This is a genomic window from Pseudomonas sp. YuFO20 (genome assembly GCF_035064975.1).
Lineage (GTDB): Bacteria > Pseudomonadota > Gammaproteobacteria > Pseudomonadales > Pseudomonadaceae > Aquipseudomonas > Aquipseudomonas putida_AE.
In genome coordinates, this window is the sequence record NZ_JAXDEO010000060.1 from 14815 (window position 1) to 33217 (window position 18403).

Sequence of the window (18403 nt, forward strand, 5' to 3'; positions counted from 1 at the left end):
GCCATGAGCCTGTGCGTGCAACAACAGGACTCATCTGACCGGAATCGCCCACAGGGACAAGGTGATTTCGCAGTGCTCAACAATAAAAACACAGGCGTTTTCTTCCAATTCTGCCGGCACACTCACACCCTGAGGTCAGAACCACAATGAACAAGCACATCGGCACCATCAAGCGTTGGCGCGTGCAGATCTTCGCGATCACCTGGCTCGCCTACGCCGCTTTCTACTTCACCCGCAAAGCGTTTTCCGTTGCCAAGCTCGGCATCGGCGAAGACCCGACGTTCATGCTCGACAAGATGGCCATGGCCAACCTCGACGCGATTTACCTGACCGCCTACGCCATCGGCCAATTCACCTGGGGCATCCTGGCCGACCGCTTCGGGCCGCGGGTGGTGGTCCTTGGCGGCTTGCTGATATCGGCAGCGGCCGCGCTGGTGATGGGCAGTTTCGCCACCTTGCCGATCTTCGCCACCTGCATGCTGATTCAAGGCCTGGCGCAGTCCACCGGTTGGTCGGGGCTGTGCAAGAACCTCGGCAGTTTCTTTCCGTCCGAGCAACGCGGGCGGGTGCTGGGTCTATGGAGTTCCTGCTACGCCTTTGGCGGACTGGTGGCATCGCCATTCGCCGGATGGTGGGCCTACACGCTGATCGGCTCCTGGCACGCAGCGTTCATTTCCAGTGCGGCGGTGGTTGGGCTGGTCGCCGTGCTGTTTTTTATTTTCCAACGCAACAAACCTGAAGATGTGGGCTTGCCGGCCGTGGAGCCGGAGCCCGAACTGAGCGCAGAAGAGGCGTATGCACAAAGCAAGATCAGCGTGCTGGAGCCGCTCAAGGAAATCCTGCGCAACCGCACCGTGCTGATCCTTGGCCTGGCGTACTTCATGTTGAAACCGGCGCGCTACGCGATTCTGCTCTGGGGCCCGGTGATCGTGTTCGAACAGATGCCCTCGGTGGGCAAGGTCGGCGCGGCGATCATTCCGACCGCGTTCGAACTGGCCGGGTTGCTCGGGCCGATCATGATCGGCCTGGCCTCGGACAAGCTGTTCGGCGCCCGGCGCATGCCGGCCTGTGTCATCAGCCTGTTGGCGCTGACCGTCTCGCTCGCCTTCTTCATGGGCGCCCTGCAAACCGGCAGCGTGATGCTGGTGGTGGCGCTGTTGTTCGTCATGGGCCTGACGCTCTACGGACCTGACTCGATGATCAGCGGCGCGGCCGCCATCGATTTCGGTACCGCCAAGGCTGGCGCCACGGCGGCCGGGTTCGTCAATGGATGCGGCTCGGTGGGGGCGATTCTCGGCGGATTGCTGCCAGGCTACTTCGATACCGTCACCGTGTTCATTGTCTTCGCTGGCTGCGCGCTGTTCTCGGCGCTGGTGCTGGTCCCCCACTGGAACAGCCGCCCCGGGGGCCAGGGTACTCACTTTGCCTACGTCCCCAACCGGGCGATGACCATCAAACCCCTGCGTACCTGAATCCTCTCCCGCGTCGCCTGCTGCGCTTGCGGCAGGCTGGCGTGTGGACAATTGACTGGAGATTGACCCATGAGACCCTTTTGGCTGGACCAGGCCTTGAAGGCGGATGCATCGGAAACCTGTCCGCCACTGCAAGGCGACAGCCGCGCGGACGTGTGCATCGTCGGCGGCGGTTATACCGGCTTGTGGACCGCGATCATGCTCAAGGAACAGGATCCGGAACTGGACATCGTGCTGATCGAAGCGGACATCTGCGGCGCCGGCGCAAGTGGGCGCAACGGTGGATGTGCGCTGTCGTGGTCGGCCAAGTACTTTACCCTTGAGCGACTGTTCGGCGTTGACGAGGCGGTGCGGCTGGTCAAGGAGTCCGAACGCAGCATCCACGCCATCGGCGCCTTCTGCGAGCAGTATGGAGTGGACGCCGATTATCGTCTTGACGGCACCCTCTACACCGCCACCAACCGCGCGCAATGCGGCTCCACCGACGCGGTCATTGCCGCGCTGGAACGCCACGGCATCAACTCGTTCACCCAGCGCCCCGTGGCCGATGTGCAGCGCATGGCTGGTTCGGCCAAGCACCTGGAAGGCTGGTTTTCCCCGGCGGCCGCCAGTGTGCAACCGGGCAAGCTGGTGCGTGGCTTGCGCCGGGTCGCCTTGCAACTGGGCGTGAGGATTCACGAAAACACCGCCATGACCGGGTTGGAGGAGGGCAAGCCTGCGGGGATTCAGACCCCGCACGGGACCATTCGCGCCGATCGGGTGGTGCTGGCGATGAACGCCTGGATGGCCCGGGCCTTCCCGCAGTTCGAACGCAGCGTGGCGATCGTTTCCAGTGACATGCTGATCACCGAGCCGCGGCCCGACCTGCTCAGCGAAATCGGTTTGACCAGCGGCGTCACGGTGCTCGATTCGCGGATCTTCGTGCACTACTACCACAACACCCCGGACGGCCGGATCATGCTCGGCAAGGGCGGCAACACCTTCGCCTATGGTGGGCGCATGCTGCCGGTGTTCGATCAGCCGTCACCCTATGCCGGCCTGTTGCAGCGCAGCCTGGCGGATTTTTTCCCGGCCTTTGCCGAGGTCAAGGTCGAAGCGACCTGGAACGGTCCCTCGGACCGCTCGGTGACCGGGCTGCCGTTCTTCGGGCAGATGAGCGCCAGTGGCAACGTGTTCTACGGCTTTGGTTATTCGGGCAGCGGGGTGGGGCCTTGCCACATGGGCGGGCAGATCCTCGCTTCGATGGTCCAGGGCCTGGATAACCCCTGGACCCGCTCGCCGCTGGTAAGCGGACCGCTGGGCTTTTTCCCGCCGGAACCGATTCGTTATCTCGGCTCGTTGATGGTGCGCAACGCCATCCGCCGCAAGGAGCGCGCCGAGGACCACGGGCGTCGGCCACGGCACCTGGACGTGCGCCTGGCGAAATTCGCCGCCGCGGCCGGCAAGGCGGACAAGGGCTGAGGCTCAGTCGTCCGGGCGATTGATCAGCCAGTCGAGCAGCAGGCGGGTGTCACTGTGGCGGGTGTCGGCGCGCACCGCTGGCGGGCTGCGGCGCTGTCCGGTGCTGGCGCAGAACACCGGGCGGTCGGGGTCGCTGTCGAGGAAACTGACCCAGCCGTCGCTGCCAGCCATGGGCAGCTGGATCGGTTCCGTTGGGGCTTGGGACACTGTCAGTGCGACAGGTAGCCAGAGGCCCTCTGCGGGATCGACATCCGTGTCGGGCCACAAACTTACCTGCAAACGACCTTGATCATCCTGTGCCGCGTGCTGTCCGGCCGGACCACAAACCCGTGCAGGCTGAAAGCCGGGGATGCGCGGCCTGGCCTGGTCCAGGGGTGGGCGAAATACCGTCGACCAGGGAATGGCCGTGAACTGATTGTGATAGCGCCGGGGCCTGCTGTCCTCAGCCAGGATCGAACCCTGCTGTCCCTGGTGTCGCGCCTCGCAGACCAGCCATTGATCGTTGAACCCCGGCACGGGGTGATCTGCCACTTGCACGATGCAGGCGCTGCGTAACAGGGGCTGATTGCTTTGGCCGTGAAGCTGCAACTGCTGGCAACGCATGCGCTGCAGATCGCGGCGGTCGAGTTGATGGTGATGACGTTGCTCCTGAGTGGAGCGGGGCGCGCTCGTGTGGGTGAAAGCGTGATTGGCTGCGCCTTCACCGACCTGCGAAGCACCGCGATTTTTCGCATTCGTTCGTGGGAAAACGGCTTGTGCAGCGTGGCGCTGATACAGCTCGCTGATCGCCGGTTGAGTACTGTCATCACCCTGGAACGGCATCAGCAGCGGCTCCTGGGGAAAGCTCATGTTGTCGTCGGCCAACACCAGTACATGGCTCTGAGCGGAATGTTCGAAGTGGTAGTGAATGCCTTCTTCCTCGCACAGGCGCTGCAGCAAGGCCAGGTCGGTTTCCTCGTACTGAATGCAAAACGGCCGCAGGGGATAGTGCCCGTCTGCCAGGTCCAGGCAATAGCTGTCTGCAGGCATGTCATGTTCCTCCAGCAGCTGGCGCAGGATCATGGGCACGCTGAGACGCTGGAAGACCCGCCGCGATCGGATTCGGTCCAGCGCTTGAAGGGCCGGCACCAGCACCAGTTTATAGCCTATCCGGCCACGCCCTCGATGTTCGCAGCTGGCGCTATGCAGCACGCCATGAATGCCCTGGCCTTGCCCAAGGTCGAGCAGCGCCGGTTGTTGCAGCAGCCGTTCAAGGTTGAGGGCCGGTGCCAGGCCGATCACTTCGATATCGAATCGATAGGGTTGGTTGAGGGCCTCGCGACCGCTGAACTGCACCACTTGCAAACTGAGGTGGTCGTCGAGGAGTGTCAGGGTGAAGGGACTTTCCTTGTCGTTGTGCATCGATCGCGCTTCTACCATGGAGTAGGGACTGCGAGGGTACGAAACCTGCAGGCCTTGTGGACATGGCTAAGCGAAATTTCAGAATCGCCCTACAACCATCGGTAAAAATGTCGATCCGTGGATGAGATTTTTTGGTCGATTGCCAACTTTAGGCCGTATAAACTTGGCGGCATGCGTCGGCCAATAGATGTTTCGGCGCCATAGACAAGAGAGTGAGTAATGGGCGCACAGTGGAAGGTTAAACACAAAGAAGCGGCAGCTAACGCCAAGGGCAAGATCTTCGGCAAACTGGTGAAGGAAATCACCATTGCTGCGCGCAACGGTGCCGATACCGCCACCAACGCACACCTGCGTCTGGTGGTCGAACAGGCCAAGAAAGCTTCGATGCCCAAGGAAACACTGGATCGTGCCATCAAGAAGGGTGCGGGCCTGTTGGGCGAGACCGTGCAATACCATCGCGTGACCTATGAAGGCTTCGCGCCGCACCAGGTGCCGCTGATCGTCGAGTGCGTGACGGACAACATCAACCGTACCGTCGCTGAAATCCGCGTGGCCTTCCGCAAGGGCCAACTGGGCGCTTCCGGTTCGGTGGCCTGGGACTTCAACCACGTGGGCATGATCGAAGCCTCGCCGGACACCCCGGACGCCGATCCGGAGATGGCCGCCATCGAAGCCGGTGCCCAGGATTTCGAGCCGGGCGAAGACGGCGCGACGCTGTTCCTGACCGAACCTACGGACCTGGATGCCGTGCAAAAAGCCCTGCCTGAGCAAGGTTTCACCGTGTTGTCGGCCAAGCTGGGCTACCAGCCGAAGAACCCGGTCAGCGGCTTGAGCGATGAGCAGATGGCTGAAGTCGAAGCTTTCCTTGAAGGCCTCGATAACCATGATGACGTGCAGGATATGTTTGTCGGCCTGGCCGGCTAAACATCTCTCGCAGCTAACCCGATCACCTGTAGGAGCTGGCTGACCAGCGAAGGCGGCATAACGGCCACCATCGCATCGCCAGCAAGCCGGCTCCTACAGATGTGTGTTTCCCCCAGTCAAACCCCCTCCCGCACCTCCACCAACTGCCCCAACCGGCTACGCGTACGCGCCAGGTCAATCGCGTCACCACCCAAACTTTCGCGTAGGGAGCGTTGGCCCAGCAAAGTCAGGTGCTTGTCCTGGTCATACAACACGTCGACCAGATTGATGAAACGCTGCTGCGCGGCAATCGTGCAGTCGGCGAGGTCGGGCAGGTCGTCGATGATCCAGTGATCGAAGCGCCGGCACAGTTCCAGATAATCCATGACCGCTGTTGGGTGATCGCACAGGTCGCCGAAGGTGAAGCCGACGGTACGTCCTTCGCAGTAGCGGGCCGAGAGATGGCGAGCGCCGACCGGCAGGGCAATGGCCGGCCCGTTCGGCGCCGGCAGGTTCGCTGCCTGGCGTTGCGCCAGCGTCGCGGGCCAGACGTATCGGCCCTGGGTGAACAGTTGATGCGCATGGGTTCTGGCCTGACTGCGATAGTCGTGCGGCCCGCCGACTTCCATGACCTGCATGCGCGCATTGATCAGGTCGATCACCGGTTTGAAGCGCGCATGGTAAAGCGGGTTGGGCAGCAGGCCTTCCGGCGGGTAGTTGGAGGTGACCAGCAGCAGGATCCCGCGCTGGAACAGCGCCTTGAACAGCCGCGTGATCAGCATCGCATCGCCGATGTCGTGGACGTGAAACTCGTCGAAACACAGCACCCGGCAATCGCTCAGCAACTCATCCAGTGTGGTCGCCAGCGCATCCGGTTGCTCGCGATGGCTGAACATGCCCTGGTGCAGGCGGGCGAAAAAACCGTGGAAGTGCAGGCGCTGCTTCTGGGCGAGGGGGATCGCCTGGAAAAAACCGTCGAGCAGCCAGCTCTTGCCACGCCCGACAGCGCCATGCAGGTAGAGCCCGGGCAGTTTTTTGCCCGGCGTGCCCAACAGCGTCGAGGCGTGCTGCGCCATGCAGTCGATCACCCGTTGCTGGCTGTGGCTGAGGGTGTAGCCCTGGGAACCGGCCTTGTGGTGGAAGTAGTCGTGAATGACCCGGGCATTCGCGCAGTGACGGTCAGCCCCGGCTGATCCCTTGTCGAACAGGCGGCGCAACGATGGCCAGCGCGGCGTGAGTCGCGAATGCTTGGGCGGTCTAACGGCCACTGTGATGTCCCCGTGATCTTCAGGCGGGCTCCGGGAGCCGCGGCGGCGTAGTTTAACCAGATAGATAGTTTTGCTTCCAGCGGGTTTCAGGGCGACGACGTCCCTTTATATGACGCAATACCCTACGCCATTGGTCAACTAATTACAAAGCAACCTAACTATTACGTTGACATTGACTGCCTAGGCAGTAATATCTCGACATACATTCACTGCCTAGGCAGCTAATTGGTGTTCAGATGAAACATTTCACGCCAGACGACTTCCACAATTGCCACCTCGGCCTGCTGCTGGGGCGCGCCGCGCTGCTCAAGGACCGCATCATCGACACGCACATGGAACCCCACGGCATCACCGCCGCGCAGTTCAAGGTGTTGATCATCATCGCCCAGTACGGCGTCGATTCGCCTGGCGAGCTGTGCCGGCACCTGTCCCTGGACAGCGGTTCGATGACCCGCATGCTCGATCGTCTGGAACAGAAAGGTTTCCTCGCCCGCCAACGCTCCGAGGCAGACCGTCGTCAGGTTCAGCTGGTGCTGACCGACGAAGGCCAGAAACTGGCTGATCGTCTGCCGCACATCGGCGCCCAGGCCATGAATGAACTGGCCGGCGCCATCACGCCGGAAGAACTGAAAACCCTGGAGTCGATCCTCAAGAAAATCCTGATAGCGGCCGGTGACTCGATCACCCTGCTGCGGGTAGGTGACCAATGAACAGTAAAACCTTGCGCACCGGCCTGAGCCTGGTGCTGTTGGCCATGAGCCTGGCCGGTTGTGCCAGCTACAGTGGCCTGACCACCGAAGGCGTCAGCCTCGACGCGAAAAACCTCAAGGCGGGGCAATCCCTCAGCGGCGTGACGCTGTCGCCAGCGGCCTGGCCGAAAAGCGACTGGTGGACCAGTCTCGGCGATCCGCAGCTCGACGGCCTGATCCGCGAAGCCCTGCACGACAGCCCCGACATGCAGATCGCCGACGCCCGCGCCCACCAGGCCAGCGCCGCGGCCTACGCCGCCGACGCCGCGCGGATGCCGACCCTGGATGCCAGCGCCGGCGTCAGCCGTTCGCGTCTGGCCCGAGACCAGGACCCGCTGGGGCAGGGCGACAACTACGCCACCGTGCGCAACGTCAGCGCCACCTTCAATTACAACTTCGACCTCTGGGGCGGTCAGCGTGATGCCTGGGAAGCCGCGCTGGGCCAGGCCCGTGCCGCCGAAGTCGATCAGCAGGCCGCGCAGTTGACCCTGTCCGCCGACGTGGCCCGCGCCTACAGCGATCTGGGCCAGGCGCACATCGTCCATGACCTGTCCGCCGAAGACCTCAAGCGCACCCGGCAAATGCTCGACCTGAGCCAGCGTCGCCTGAGCTCCGGGATCGACAGCCAGTATCAGTTCCAGCAGACCGAAAGCCTGGAAGCCACCTCCCAGGCCAATCTGATCGACGCCGAAAAACGCCTGCAAAGCGCCAAGATAGCGCTAGCCGTACTGCTGGGGAAAGGCCCGGATCGCGGCAATGAAATCGCCCGGCCGAACATTCTCAAGCCCGGTGCCGTGGCCTTGCCGTCGGTACTGCCGGCCGAACTGCTCGGACGGCGTCCGGACCTGGTGGCCGCGCGCTGGCGGGTAGAGGCGGCGAGCAAGAATATCGACGCCGGCAAGACGCAGTTTTATCCGAACTTGAACCTCAGCGCCGCGGCCGGTGCCGAATCCCTGTTGGGGGATGCGATGTTTGGTTCGGCCAGCCGCTTCTTCAATGTCGCACCAACGATTTCCGTGCCGATTTTCGACGGTGGCCGCCTGCGCGCCGACCTCGATTCCCGCGACGCCGACTACGACCTGGCGGTGGCGCAGTACAACAAAAGCCTGGTCAGGGCGCTGGGCGACGTCAGCGACAGCATCAACCAGTTGCGTGATATCGGTCGGCAGATCGCTGCCCAGCAGCACGCCACCGACATCGCCCAGGATTCCTACAACACCGTGGTCCAGCGCTACGGTTCCGGCATCGGTAACTACCTGGACGTGCTCAGCATCGAGCAGCAGTTGCTTCAGGCCCAGCGTCAGCTGGCCAACCTGAATGCCGAGCAGATCGACCTGTCGATCCAGCTGATACAGGCGCTGGGTGGCGGTTTCCAGCCTGAGGCCATTGCCTCGGCCAACGCCGCGCCAGCCACGCTGACCCACTAATTCAAGGTATTTGTCATGGCCACTGCCGATACAACTTCAACCCCTGAAACCCAACCTGCCAATCCCGATTCGGGCAAGCGCAAGTTCATGCTGCTGGTCCTGGCCGCGGTGGTCGTATTGGGCGGCGCGGGCGTCTGGGCTTACCACGAGTTCTACGGGCGCTGGAGCGAAAGCACCGACGACGCCTATGTGAACGGCAACGTGGTGGAAATCACCCCGTTGGTAACCGGCACCGTCGTCAGCATCGGCGCCGACGATGGCGATCTGGTCCACGAAGGCCAGGTGCTGGTGAACTTCGACCCGAATGACGCCGAAGTCGGCCTGCAAAGTGCCCAGGCCAACCTGGCCCGCACCGTGCGTCAGGTTCGCGGCCTGTACAGCGACGTCGACGGCATGAAAGCCCAGGTCAACGCGCAACAGGCCGAAGTGCAAAAAGCCCAGGACAACTTCAATCGGCGGAAAAACCTTGCCGTCGGCGGGGCGATTTCCCAGGAGGAACTGTCCCACGCCCGTGACGACCTGACCTCGGCACAGAACGCCCTGGCCAATGCGCAACAGAAGCTCAAGACCTCCAGCGCACTGGTGGATGACACCGTGGTTTCCTCGCACCCGGACGTGATGGCCGCCGCGGCGCAATTGCGCCAGGCCTACCTGAACAACGCCCGCAGCACCCTGATCGCGCCGGTCACCGGCTACGTTGCCAAGCGCAGCGTGCAACTGGGGCAACGGGTGCAACCGGGCGAGGCGCTAATGGCGGTGATCCCGCTGGATCAACTGTGGATCGACGCCAACTTCAAGGAAACCCAGCTGCGTGACATGCGTATCGGCCAACCGGTGGACATCGAAGCTGATCTCTATGGCAGCAGCGTGAAATACAGCGGCACCGTCGACAGCCTCGGTGCCGGCACCGGTAGCGCCTTTGCCTTGCTGCCGGCGCAGAACGCCACCGGCAACTGGATCAAGATCGTGCAGCGGGTACCGGTGCGCATTCATATCAACGCCCAGCAGCTGGCCGAGCATCCGTTGCGCGTTGGCCTGTCGACCCTGGTCGATGTGAACCTGCGTGACCAAAGTGGCCCGGTGCTGGCGCAACAGCCGCCGCAAAAGGCGTCGTTCAGCACCGGCATCTATGACCGCCAATTGACCGAGGCCGACGCCATGATCACCCAGTTGATCCACGACAACAGCGCCGCGGTCAGCAAGACCGTGCATCGCTGATTCGCCATCACACCGCCCCCCCTGTAGGAGCGAGCTCGCTCGCGATGGTGGGTCAGCTACATCAATGTCGACTGACACTCCATCGCGAGCAGGCTCGCTCCCACAAAGGTCAGCTGCGTCTGTAACAGACGCAGCGCCCAACAGGTTTCAAAGGATTCGCGATGAGCAATAACGCGTCTTTCACGCCCCCCAGCCTGGTGCTGAGCACCATCGGCCTGTCGCTGGCGACCTTCATGCAGGTGCTCGACACCACCATCGCCAACGTGGCGCTGCCGACGATTTCCGGCAGCCTGGGTGTCAGTTCGGAGCAGGGCACCTGGGTCATCACCTCCTTTGCGGTGAGCAACGCCATCGCGTTGCCGCTGACCGGCTGGCTCAGCCGGCGGTTCGGTGAGGTGAAGCTGTTCCTGTGGGCGACCGTGCTGTTTGTGCTGGCCTCGTTTCTCTGCGGTATTTCCACCTCGATGCCGGAGCTGATCGGCTTCCGGGTGCTGCAAGGCCTGGTGGCCGGGCCGTTGTACCCGATGACCCAGACGCTGCTGATCGCCGTCTATCCACCGGCCAGGCGCGGCATGGCCCTGGCGTTGCTGGCGATGGTCACGGTGGTCGCGCCGATTGCAGGCCCGATCCTCGGCGGCTGGATCACCGACAGCTACAGCTGGCCGTGGATCTTCTTCATCAACGTGCCAATCGGCATCTTCGCGGTCATGGTCGTGCGTTCGCAGCTCAAGGCACGGCCGGTGGTGACCAGTTATCAGCCGATGGATTACGTCGGCTTGATCAGCCTGGTTATCGGCGTCGGGGCCTTGCAGATTATCCTCGACAAGGGTAACGACCTCGACTGGTTCGAATCGAACTTCGTCCTCATCGGCGCGGCCATTTCGCTGATTGCCCTGGCGGTGTTCGTGATCTGGGAAATGACCGACCGCCACCCGGTGGTCAACCTGCGGCTGTTCGCCTACCGCAACTTCCGCATCGGCACTCTGGTGCTGGTGTTGGGCTACGCCGGGTTCTTCGGGATCAACCTGATCCTGCCGCAATGGCTGCAAACCCAGATGGGCTATACGGCCACCTGGGCCGGCCTGGCGGTGGCGCCGATCGGGATCCTGCCGGTCTTGATGTCGCCGTTTGTCGGCAAATACGCGCACAAGTTCGACCTGCGCTTGTTGGCGGGCATTGCGTTCCTGGCCATCGGCTTGAGCTGTTTCATGCGCGCCGGCTTCACCAACGAAGTGGACTACCAGCACATCGCCCTGGTGCAGTTGTTCATGGGGATTGGCGTGGCGTTGTTCTTCATGCCGACCCTGAGCATCCTGATGTCGGACCTGCCGCCGAACCAGATCGCCGATGGCGCGGGCCTTGCGACCTTCCTGCGGACCCTGGGCGGCAGCTTCGCGGCGTCGTTGACCACGTGGATCTGGATCCGCCGGGCCGACCAGCACCATGCGTACATGAGCGAAAGTATCAGCACCTATGAGCCTGCAACCCGCGAGGCCCTGCATTCATTGGGTGGGGCGAGCAACCAGGCGTATGCGCAGCTCGATCATGTGCTGACCAGCCAGGCGTACATGCTCTCCACCGTGGATTACTTCACGTTGCTGGGATGGGCGTTCATGGGGTTGATCGTGATCGTCTGGCTGGCGAAACCGCCGTTTGCGGCGAAGGCGGGGCCTGCTTCTGCAGGACATTGACTGCTAAAAGATCGCAGCCTTCGGCAGCTCCTACAGGGTTATGTGTACACCTGTAGGAGCTGCCGAAGGCTGCGATCTTTTGATCTTTACGGTGTTACGAAATCAAACGGCGCCAACGCAAACCCTTGCTCATCCACCTGCAACGCCCAACCCTGCTTGTCCCAATCCCCCAGCACAATGCGCCGGGCTGCCTGTTCGCCCAGCTGCAGCTTGTGGATGGCGGGGCGGTGGGTATGGCCGTGGATCAGGGTTTTCACGCCGTATTGCTGCATGATCCGCGGAATCTCCAGGGGCGTGACGTCGACGATGTCATTGGCCTTCATCCGCGTCTGCGCGCGGCTTTCGCTACGCAGCTTGCGCGCCAGCTTTTGGCGGGTACGCAGCGGCAGGTGCCGCAGGATGAACAGGGTGATCGGGTTGCGCAGGTAGCGACGCAGCTTCATGTAGGCTTCATCGCGGGTGCAGAGGCTGTCGCCGTGCATCAAAAGCACGGGTTCGCCATTGAATTGCACGACAGTCGGATCCTTGAGCAGGGTGCAGCCGGCCTGTTTGCAGAACGCCTTGCCCAGCATGAAGTCGCGATTGCCGTGCATCAGAAAAATCGCCGTGCCGCTGTCGCTCAACTCGCGCAGGGCCTGGCAGATGGAACGCTGGAACGGCGTCATGGCATCGTCGCCAATCCACGCCTCGAAAAAGTCGCCCAGAATGTAGAGAGCATTCGCCGAACGGGCGCGTCCGGCGAGCAAATCCAGAAACGCCCGGGTAATGTCCGGGCGCTCCTCTTCCAGATGCAAGTCTGAAATCAGCAGTATCACTCAATGATCTCGGCTTTCTCGATGATCACGTCGTCTGCCGGTACGTCCTGGTGGCCGGACTTGGACGTGGTGGCCACGCCTTTGATCTTGTCGACAACGTCGGTGCCGGCGGTCACTTTGCCGAATACCGCGTAGCCCCAGCCTTGCACGTTCTTGCCGCTGTGGTTGAGGAAGCTGTTGTCAGCCACGTTGATGAAGAACTGCGCGGAAGCCGAATGCGGCTCCATGGTGCGGGCCATGGCGACGGTGTACTTGTCGTTGGAAAGGCCGTTGTCAGCTTCGTTCTGGATGCTTGGGCGCTTGTCTTTCTTTTCTTTCATGCCTGGCTCGAAACCGCCGCCCTGGATCATGAAGTTACCGATGACACGGTGGAAAACGGTGTTTTCGTAGTGACCGGCTTTAACGTACTCGACGAAGTTGGCCACGGTGATCGGGGCTTTGTCGGCGTTCAGTTCGAGGACGATGTCGCCGAAGTTGGTAGTCAGTTTGACTTGGGTCATGATCGTTACTCATCAAGAGGAATTCGTGGTGTTGGAACATTGGGTCCCGCAACCGGTTCAGCCAGTCTCGGCCAAGGTGCGCAGTTTAGCGTGACAGGCGCGAATTTCGAGGCTGTTTTTTCATTTACGGCCTATTAAATACGACGGTTTACAGGGTGCGCTCTGTCAGGTACTTGACGGCATCGGCTATGATAGCGGCTTTGTTTTGTCCGGCCTTCATTACGGCCACGCACCAGTACGTTCAAGGATCCTATGAGCAAGCCCACTGTCGACCCTACCTCGAATGCCAAGACCGGCCCTGCCGTACCGGTCAACTTCCTGCGGCCGATCATCCAGGCAGACCTGGACTCGGGCAAGCACACGCAGATCGTCACCCGTTTTCCGCCTGAGCCCAACGGCTACCTGCACATCGGCCATGCCAAGTCGATCTGCGTGAACTTCGGCCTGGCCCAGGAGTTCGGCGGCGTCACGCACCTGCGTTTCGACGACACCAACCCGGCCAAGGAAGACCAGGAATACATCGACGCGATCGAAAGCGACGTCAAGTGGCTGGGCTTCGAATGGTCCGGTGAAGTGCGCTACGCCTCGCAGTATTTCGACCAGTTGCACGACTGGGCGGTGGAGCTGATCAAGTCCGGCAAGGCCTATGTCGACGACCTGACCCCTGAACAAGCCAAGGAATACCGCGGCAGCCTTACCGAGCCGGGCAAGAACAGCCCGTTCCGCGATCGTTCGGTTGAAGAGAACCTCGACTGGTTCGCCCGCATGCGCGCCGGTGAGTTCCCGGACGGTGCACGGGTACTGCGCGCCAAGATCGACATGGCCTCGCCGAACATGAACCTGCGCGACCCGATCATGTATCGCATCCGTCACGCGCATCACCACCAGACCGGTGACAAGTGGTGCATCTACCCGAACTACGACTTCACCCATGGTCAGTCGGACGCCATCGAAGGCATCACCCACTCGATCTGCACCCTGGAATTCGAAAGCCACCGTCCGCTGTACGAGTGGTTCCTCGACAACCTGCCAGTACCGGCCAACCCGCGCCAGTACGAGTTCAGCCGCCTGAACCTGAACTACACCATCACCAGCAAGCGCAAGCTCAAGCAGCTGGTCGATGAAAAGCACGTCAACGGCTGGGACGACCCGCGCATGTCCACGCTGTCGGGCTTCCGCCGCCGTGGCTACACGCCGAAGTCGATCCGCAACTTCTGCGAAATGATCGGCACCAACCGCTCCGACGGCGTGGTCGACTTCGGCATGCTCGAATTCAGCATCCGTGACGACCTCGACCAGAGCGCCCCGCGCGCCATGTGCGTGCTGCGTCCGCTGAAAGTCGTGATCACCAACTATCCGGAAAGCCAGGTCGAGAACCTCGAACTGCCATGCCACCCGAAAGAAGACATGGGCGTGCGCGTCCTGCCGTTCGCCCGGGAAATCTACATCGACCGTGAAGACTTCATGGAAGAGCCGCCAAAGGGCTACAAGCGCCTGGAACCGAACGGCGAAGTGCGCCTGCGCGGCAGCTACGTGATCCGCGCCGACGAAGCGATCAAGGACGCCGATGGCAACATCGTCGAACTGCGTTGCTCCTACGATCCGGACACCCTGGGCAAGAACCCTGAAGGCCGCAAGGTCAAGGGCGTGGTGCACTGGGTGCCGGCCGCTGCCAGCGTCGAGTGCGAAGTGCGCCTGTACGATCGCCTGTTCCGTTCTCCGAACCCGGAGAAGGCCGAAGACAGCGCCAGTTTCCTGGACAACATCAACCCTGACTCGCTGCAGGTACTCACCGGTTGTCGTGCTGAACCCTCGCTGGGCAATGCACAGCCGGAAGACCGTTTCCAGTTCGAGCGCGAAGGTTACTTCGTCGCGGATATCAAGGACTCGAAACCGGGCGCTCCGGTGTTCAACCGTACCGTGACCCTGCGTGACTCCTGGGGCCAGTGATTCAAGGAAATAACGTGCTAACGATCTACAACACGCTCACCAAGAGCAAAGAAGTCTTCAAGCCGCTCGATGGCAACAAGGTGCGCATGTACGTGTGCGGCATGACCGTGTACGACTACTGCCACCTGGGGCACGGTCGCAGTATGGTCGCCTTCGACCTGGTGACCCGCTGGTTGCGCTTCAGCGGTTACGACCTGACCTATGTGCGCAACATCACCGACATCGACGACAAGATCATCAACCGGGCCAATGAGAACGGCGAGTCGTTCGAAGCCTTGACCGAGCGCATGATCGCGGCGATGCACGAAGACGAAGCGCGCCTGAACATCAAGAAGCCGGACATGGAGCCGCGCGCCACGGACCACATCCCTGGCATGCACGCGATGATCCAGACCCTGATCGACAAGGGCTACGCCTACGCCCCGGGCAATGGCGACGTGTACTACCGCGTCGGCAAGTTCATGGGCTACGGCAAGCTGTCGCGCAAGAAAATCGAAGACCTGCGCATCGGCGCGCGCATCGAAGTCGACGAGTCCAAGCAGGACCCGCTGGACTTCGTGCTGTGGAAAGCCGCCAAGCCGGGCGAGCCAAGCTGGGAATCGCCATGGGGCGCCGGGCGTCCGGGCTGGCACATCGAGTGCTCGGTGATGTCGACCTGCTGCCTGGGCGAGACCTTCGACATTCATGGCGGCGGCAGCGACCTCGAGTTCCCGCACCACGAAAACGAAATCGCCCAGAGCGAAGCGGCCACTGGCAAGACCTACGCCAACGCGTGGATGCATTGCGGCATGATCCGCATCAATGGCGAGAAGATGTCCAAGTCCTTGAACAACTTCTTCACCATTCGCGATGTGCTCGACAAGTACCACCCGGAAGTCGTGCGTTACCTGCTGGTGTCGAGCCACTACCGCAGCGCCATCAACTACTCGGAAGACAACCTCAAGGACGCCAAGGGCGCCCTGGAGCGTTTCTACCACGCGTTGAAAGGCCTGCCGACTGTTGCTCCTGCTGGTGGAGAAGCCTTCGTCGAGCGATTCACCCAGGTGATGAACGACGACTTCGGCACGCCGGAAGCCTGCGCGGTGCTGTTCGAGATGGTCCGCGAGATCAACCGCCTGCGCGAGAGCGATCTCAACGCAGCGGCCGGCCTGGCTGCCCGTTTGAAAGAACTGGCCAGCGTGTTGGGCGTATTGCAGCTCGAAGCCGATGACTTCCTGCAGGCTGGCGCCGAAGGGCGTGTGGATGCGGCTGAAGTCGAAGCGCTGATCGCCGCGCGCCTGGCGGCACGTGCCGGCAAGGACTGGGCCGAATCCGACCGCATCCGCGACCAACTCACCGCCATGGGCGTGGTGCTGGAAGACGGCAAGGGTGGGACGACCTGGCGTTTGGCTGACTGATTGGTGCTTGCGTTACAAACAAAACCCGCCTTGTGCGGGTTTTTGTTTTTCGCAATGGCGTACTTGTGGTGGTGTCTGGGCTGGCGTCTTCGCTGGCAAGCCAGCTCCTACAAGGTCGCGTCGTTCGCCAACATTTCGTACACCACGGACACTGTAGGAGCTGGCTTGCCAGCGAAGAGGCCCGTCCGACCAACTCATCGCTCAGCCTGGCGCAACCGCTTGTAAAGGGTATTGCGACTAACCCCCAACCGCCGCGCCAGATGCGAAATATTCCCCCCCACCGCCTGCAACTGCCGATTCAACGCCTCGGCATCATCAAGATCCACCGCCAATGGCTCCGCCGTCTCCACCGGCTCCATCTCCAGATCGACAAAGAAATCATCCGGCAAATGCTCCGGCCGCACCGGTTGTTCCTCGGCCATGGCCAGCGCCACCTGCATCACGCTGCTGACCTGCCTTAAATTCCCCGGCCACGGGTGACGGCTGAATAGTTCCAGCACCTCGCGACTCAACCCGGCCCACTGGCTCGGTTCGCGGTGCTGTTCCCACAAGCGTTTGAACAGCGCCTCCTTGTCACTGCGCTCTCTCAACGGCGGCAGTTCCAGGGTCAGGCCGCCGATTCGGTAGTACAAATCCTCGCGAAAACGCCCCAGTTGCACCTGCTCACGCAAAGAACGGTTGGTCGCGGAAATGATGCGGATGTCCACCGGGAACAACTCACTGCTGCCCACGGGCTGCACGCACCGCTCCTGTAGTACCCGCAGTAATCGGGCCTGGGTCGGCAGCGGCATGTCGCCGATTTCATCGAGGAACAGCGTGCCTTTGTCGGCCTTGCGAATCAGGCCGATACTGCCTTTCTGGTTGGCGCCGGTGAACGCGCCTTTTTCGTAGCCGAACAGTTCTGATTCCACCAGTTCTGCAGGGATCGCGGCGCAGTTCACGGCGATGAACGCCTGTTTGCTGCGCGAACTGGCCTGGTGCAGGGCTTTGACGAACACTTCCTTGCCGACCCCGGTTTCGCCATGAATCAACAACGGAATGTCTTTTTCCAGCAAGCGCTCGGCCTGGCGTACGGCTTTTTCCACGCGGCTGTCGCCAAAATGCAAAGTATTGAGGCTGATCGCCGCCGGTGCTTGTACGGCAGGTTCAACGAACACTCTGGCCTGGATCGGCACCTGTTTCGGACGTTTGAGCAAGCATTGGAAACGATTGCGTCCGGAGGCCTGGAGCGAGAAGGGCAGGCCTTCGGGTAGGTTCAGCAGCTCCAGCAGCGAGACCTTAAACAGGCTCTCGACACTGACCCGCGACAGGCGCACGCCAAGCAGGTTGTCGGCGCGGCGGTTGGCGGACAGCACCTGGCCGCTCTCATCGAAAATCAGCAAGCCGGCCCACTGGCTGTCGAGGTTGTTCAGGCCGGTGTTGAAAGTCAGTTGAAAATGCTGGCCGTGGAACAGGTTGAGGATCAGCCGGTTTTCCACGGTCTGGCTCATCATCTTGACCATGCCCAGGGTATGGGAGGGCGGCAGGTAGCTGTCGCTGGACACATCGAGCACGGCGATGACCTTGCGCTCGGCATCGAAAATCGGCGCGGCGGAGCCGGTCATGAAGCGGTTGGCCTTGAGGAAGTGCTCATCGTGCTCGATGTGCACCGCCTGCTCGCAGGCCAGGGCGGTACCGATCGCATTGGTCCCGCTGCAGCGCTCCATCCAACTGGCGCCCGCGCTGAAGCCACGGGTCAGGTTCGGCTGGATAAACCGTTGGGTGCCCCAGGACGTCAGCACCTGGCCCTGATTGTCGGCGAGCATGATCAGGCAGTTGGAGTTGCTGAGGATGTTTTCGTAATACGGCAGCACTTCCTGATGGGTGGTCTGCACCAACGAATGCTGGCTCTCCAGCAACTGCGCGATGCCTTCAGCCGGCAGTTGGTCGAACGCCGGGGTGCTCTGGTGATCGAGGCCGAACGCGCGGCAGCGGGACCAGGAGTCCTGGATGATGGCGTCGTGGGATAGCGCGGTGGCAGGTACGGCCATGACAGTCAGCCTCTGAATCAGCATTTTTATTGTTTTTATGGTGCATGCGATCCCCTGTAGGAGCTGCCGCAGGCTGCGATCTTTTGATCTTGAAAAACAAAATCAAAAGATCGCAGCCTGC

General features: G+C 61.8%; 14 protein-coding genes. 9 read left to right on the forward strand and 5 right to left on the reverse strand.

Annotated elements, in window-relative coordinates:
* The first annotated feature begins 146 nt into the window (after positions 1-146).
* The gene (locus SOP85_RS25975; RefSeq protein WP_274074736.1) at positions 147-1472 is read left to right on the forward strand and encodes an MFS transporter; all 1326 of its coding nucleotides are present in this window, start codon (positions 147-149) and stop codon (positions 1470-1472) included.
* A 69-nt stretch (positions 1473-1541) separates the two neighbouring features.
* Entirely contained in the window at positions 1542-2933 is a 1392-nt protein-coding gene (locus SOP85_RS25980; RefSeq protein ID WP_323628687.1) for an FAD-dependent oxidoreductase, read from the forward strand.
* Between the two features lie 3 nt (positions 2934-2936).
* On the opposite strand, the gene SOP85_RS25985 is transcribed toward SOP85_RS25980, so the two are convergent.
* Positions 2937-4334 (reverse strand): type VI secretion system Vgr family protein, encoded by a 1398-nt coding sequence (locus SOP85_RS25985; RefSeq protein ID WP_323628688.1) that lies wholly within the window; start codon positions 4332-4334, stop codon positions 2937-2939.
* A 219-nt stretch (positions 4335-4553) separates the two neighbouring features.
* Between SOP85_RS25985 and SOP85_RS25990 the strand changes: the two genes are divergently transcribed.
* Positions 4554-5258, forward strand: coding sequence for a YebC/PmpR family DNA-binding transcriptional regulator (locus tag SOP85_RS25990; protein WP_008063883.1), 705 nt, complete (start codon positions 4554-4556; stop codon positions 5256-5258).
* Positions 5259-5374: 116 nt separating this feature from the next.
* Here SOP85_RS25990 and zapE read toward each other — a convergent pair whose 3' ends face one another.
* The gene (gene zapE, locus SOP85_RS25995; protein WP_323628689.1) at positions 5375-6505 is read right to left on the reverse strand and encodes a cell division protein ZapE; all 1131 of its coding nucleotides are present in this window, start codon (positions 6503-6505) and stop codon (positions 5375-5377) included.
* A gap of 236 nt (positions 6506-6741) precedes the next feature.
* Here zapE and SOP85_RS26000 point away from each other — a divergent pair, with 236 nt between their 5' ends.
* The 4 genes from SOP85_RS26000 to SOP85_RS26015 all read left to right on the forward strand — a co-directional run bounded on the left by SOP85_RS26000 (position 6742) and on the right by SOP85_RS26015 (position 11590).
* Entirely contained in the window at positions 6742-7215 is a 474-nt protein-coding gene (locus SOP85_RS26000) for a MarR family winged helix-turn-helix transcriptional regulator (RefSeq protein WP_323608863.1), read from the forward strand.
* Positions 7212-8681 carry an efflux transporter outer membrane subunit gene (locus SOP85_RS26005; protein ID WP_323628690.1) on the forward strand — a complete coding sequence of 490 codons (1470 nt, stop codon included), beginning with the start codon at positions 7212-7214 and terminating at the stop codon, positions 8679-8681. The genes SOP85_RS26000 and SOP85_RS26005 overlap by 4 nt, the downstream gene beginning before the upstream one ends.
* A 15-nt stretch (positions 8682-8696) precedes the next feature.
* Positions 8697-9899 (forward strand): HlyD family secretion protein, encoded by a 1203-nt coding sequence (locus SOP85_RS26010; RefSeq protein WP_274074741.1) that lies wholly within the window; start codon positions 8697-8699, stop codon positions 9897-9899.
* A gap of 161 nt (positions 9900-10060) precedes the next feature.
* A complete protein-coding gene (locus tag SOP85_RS26015) occupies positions 10061-11590 on the forward strand; it encodes a DHA2 family efflux MFS transporter permease subunit (protein WP_323628691.1) in 1530 nt (509 codons plus the stop codon).
* 86 nt (positions 11591-11676) lie between these two features.
* On the opposite strand, the gene lpxH is transcribed toward SOP85_RS26015, so the two are convergent.
* Together lpxH and SOP85_RS26025 are read right to left on the reverse strand one after the other, a co-directional pair.
* Entirely contained in the window at positions 11677-12405 is a 729-nt protein-coding gene (gene lpxH / locus SOP85_RS26020; protein WP_323628692.1) for a UDP-2,3-diacylglucosamine diphosphatase, read from the reverse strand.
* Positions 12402-12905, reverse strand: a complete 504-nt coding sequence (locus SOP85_RS26025) for a peptidylprolyl isomerase (protein WP_008053603.1) — start codon at positions 12903-12905, stop codon at positions 12402-12404. Before SOP85_RS26025 ends, lpxH begins: the two co-directional genes overlap by 4 nt.
* A gap of 252 nt (positions 12906-13157) precedes the next feature.
* On the opposite strand from SOP85_RS26025, the gene SOP85_RS26030 reads away from it, so the two are divergent.
* Complete coding sequence (locus tag SOP85_RS26030; protein WP_323628693.1) at positions 13158-14855, forward strand: glutamine--tRNA ligase/YqeY domain fusion protein; 1698 nt, start codon at positions 13158-13160, stop codon at positions 14853-14855.
* 14 nt (positions 14856-14869) lie between these two features.
* On the forward strand, positions 14870-16252 hold the full coding sequence (gene cysS, locus SOP85_RS26035; RefSeq protein ID WP_077185927.1) for a cysteine--tRNA ligase: 1383 nt from the start codon (positions 14870-14872) through the stop codon (positions 16250-16252).
* A 194-nt stretch (positions 16253-16446) separates the two neighbouring features.
* Here the strand turns inward: cysS and SOP85_RS26040 are convergent, their stop codons facing one another.
* Complete coding sequence (locus SOP85_RS26040; protein WP_323628694.1) at positions 16447-18282, reverse strand: sigma-54-dependent Fis family transcriptional regulator; 1836 nt, start codon at positions 18280-18282, stop codon at positions 16447-16449.
* Positions 18283-18403: the final 121 nt, after the last annotated feature.

Coding starts and splice junctions, on each gene's coding strand:
- SOP85_RS25975 (WP_274074736.1), top strand. CDS start 147: ATGAACAAGCACATCGGCACCATCAAGCGTTGGCGCGTGCAGATCTTC.
- SOP85_RS25990 (WP_008063883.1), top strand. CDS start 4,554: ATGGGCGCACAGTGGAAGGTTAAACACAAAGAAGCGGCAGCTAACGCC.
- SOP85_RS26000 (WP_323608863.1), top strand. CDS start 6,742: ATGAAACATTTCACGCCAGACGACTTCCACAATTGCCACCTCGGCCTG.
- SOP85_RS26010 (WP_274074741.1), top strand. CDS start 8,697: ATGGCCACTGCCGATACAACTTCAACCCCTGAAACCCAACCTGCCAAT.
- SOP85_RS26025 (WP_008053603.1), bottom strand. CDS start 12,905: ATGACCCAAGTCAAACTGACTACCAACTTCGGCGACATCGTCCTCGAA.
- SOP85_RS25985 (WP_323628688.1), bottom strand. CDS start 4,334: ATGCACAACGACAAGGAAAGTCCCTTCACCCTGACACTCCTCGACGAC.
- SOP85_RS26040 (WP_323628694.1), bottom strand. CDS start 18,282: ATGGCCGTACCTGCCACCGCGCTATCCCACGACGCCATCATCCAGGAC.
- SOP85_RS26030 (WP_323628693.1), top strand. CDS start 13,158: ATGAGCAAGCCCACTGTCGACCCTACCTCGAATGCCAAGACCGGCCCT.
- SOP85_RS25980 (WP_323628687.1), top strand. CDS start 1,542: ATGAGACCCTTTTGGCTGGACCAGGCCTTGAAGGCGGATGCATCGGAA.
- SOP85_RS26015 (WP_323628691.1), top strand. CDS start 10,061: ATGAGCAATAACGCGTCTTTCACGCCCCCCAGCCTGGTGCTGAGCACC.
- SOP85_RS26005 (WP_323628690.1), top strand. CDS start 7,212: ATGAACAGTAAAACCTTGCGCACCGGCCTGAGCCTGGTGCTGTTGGCC.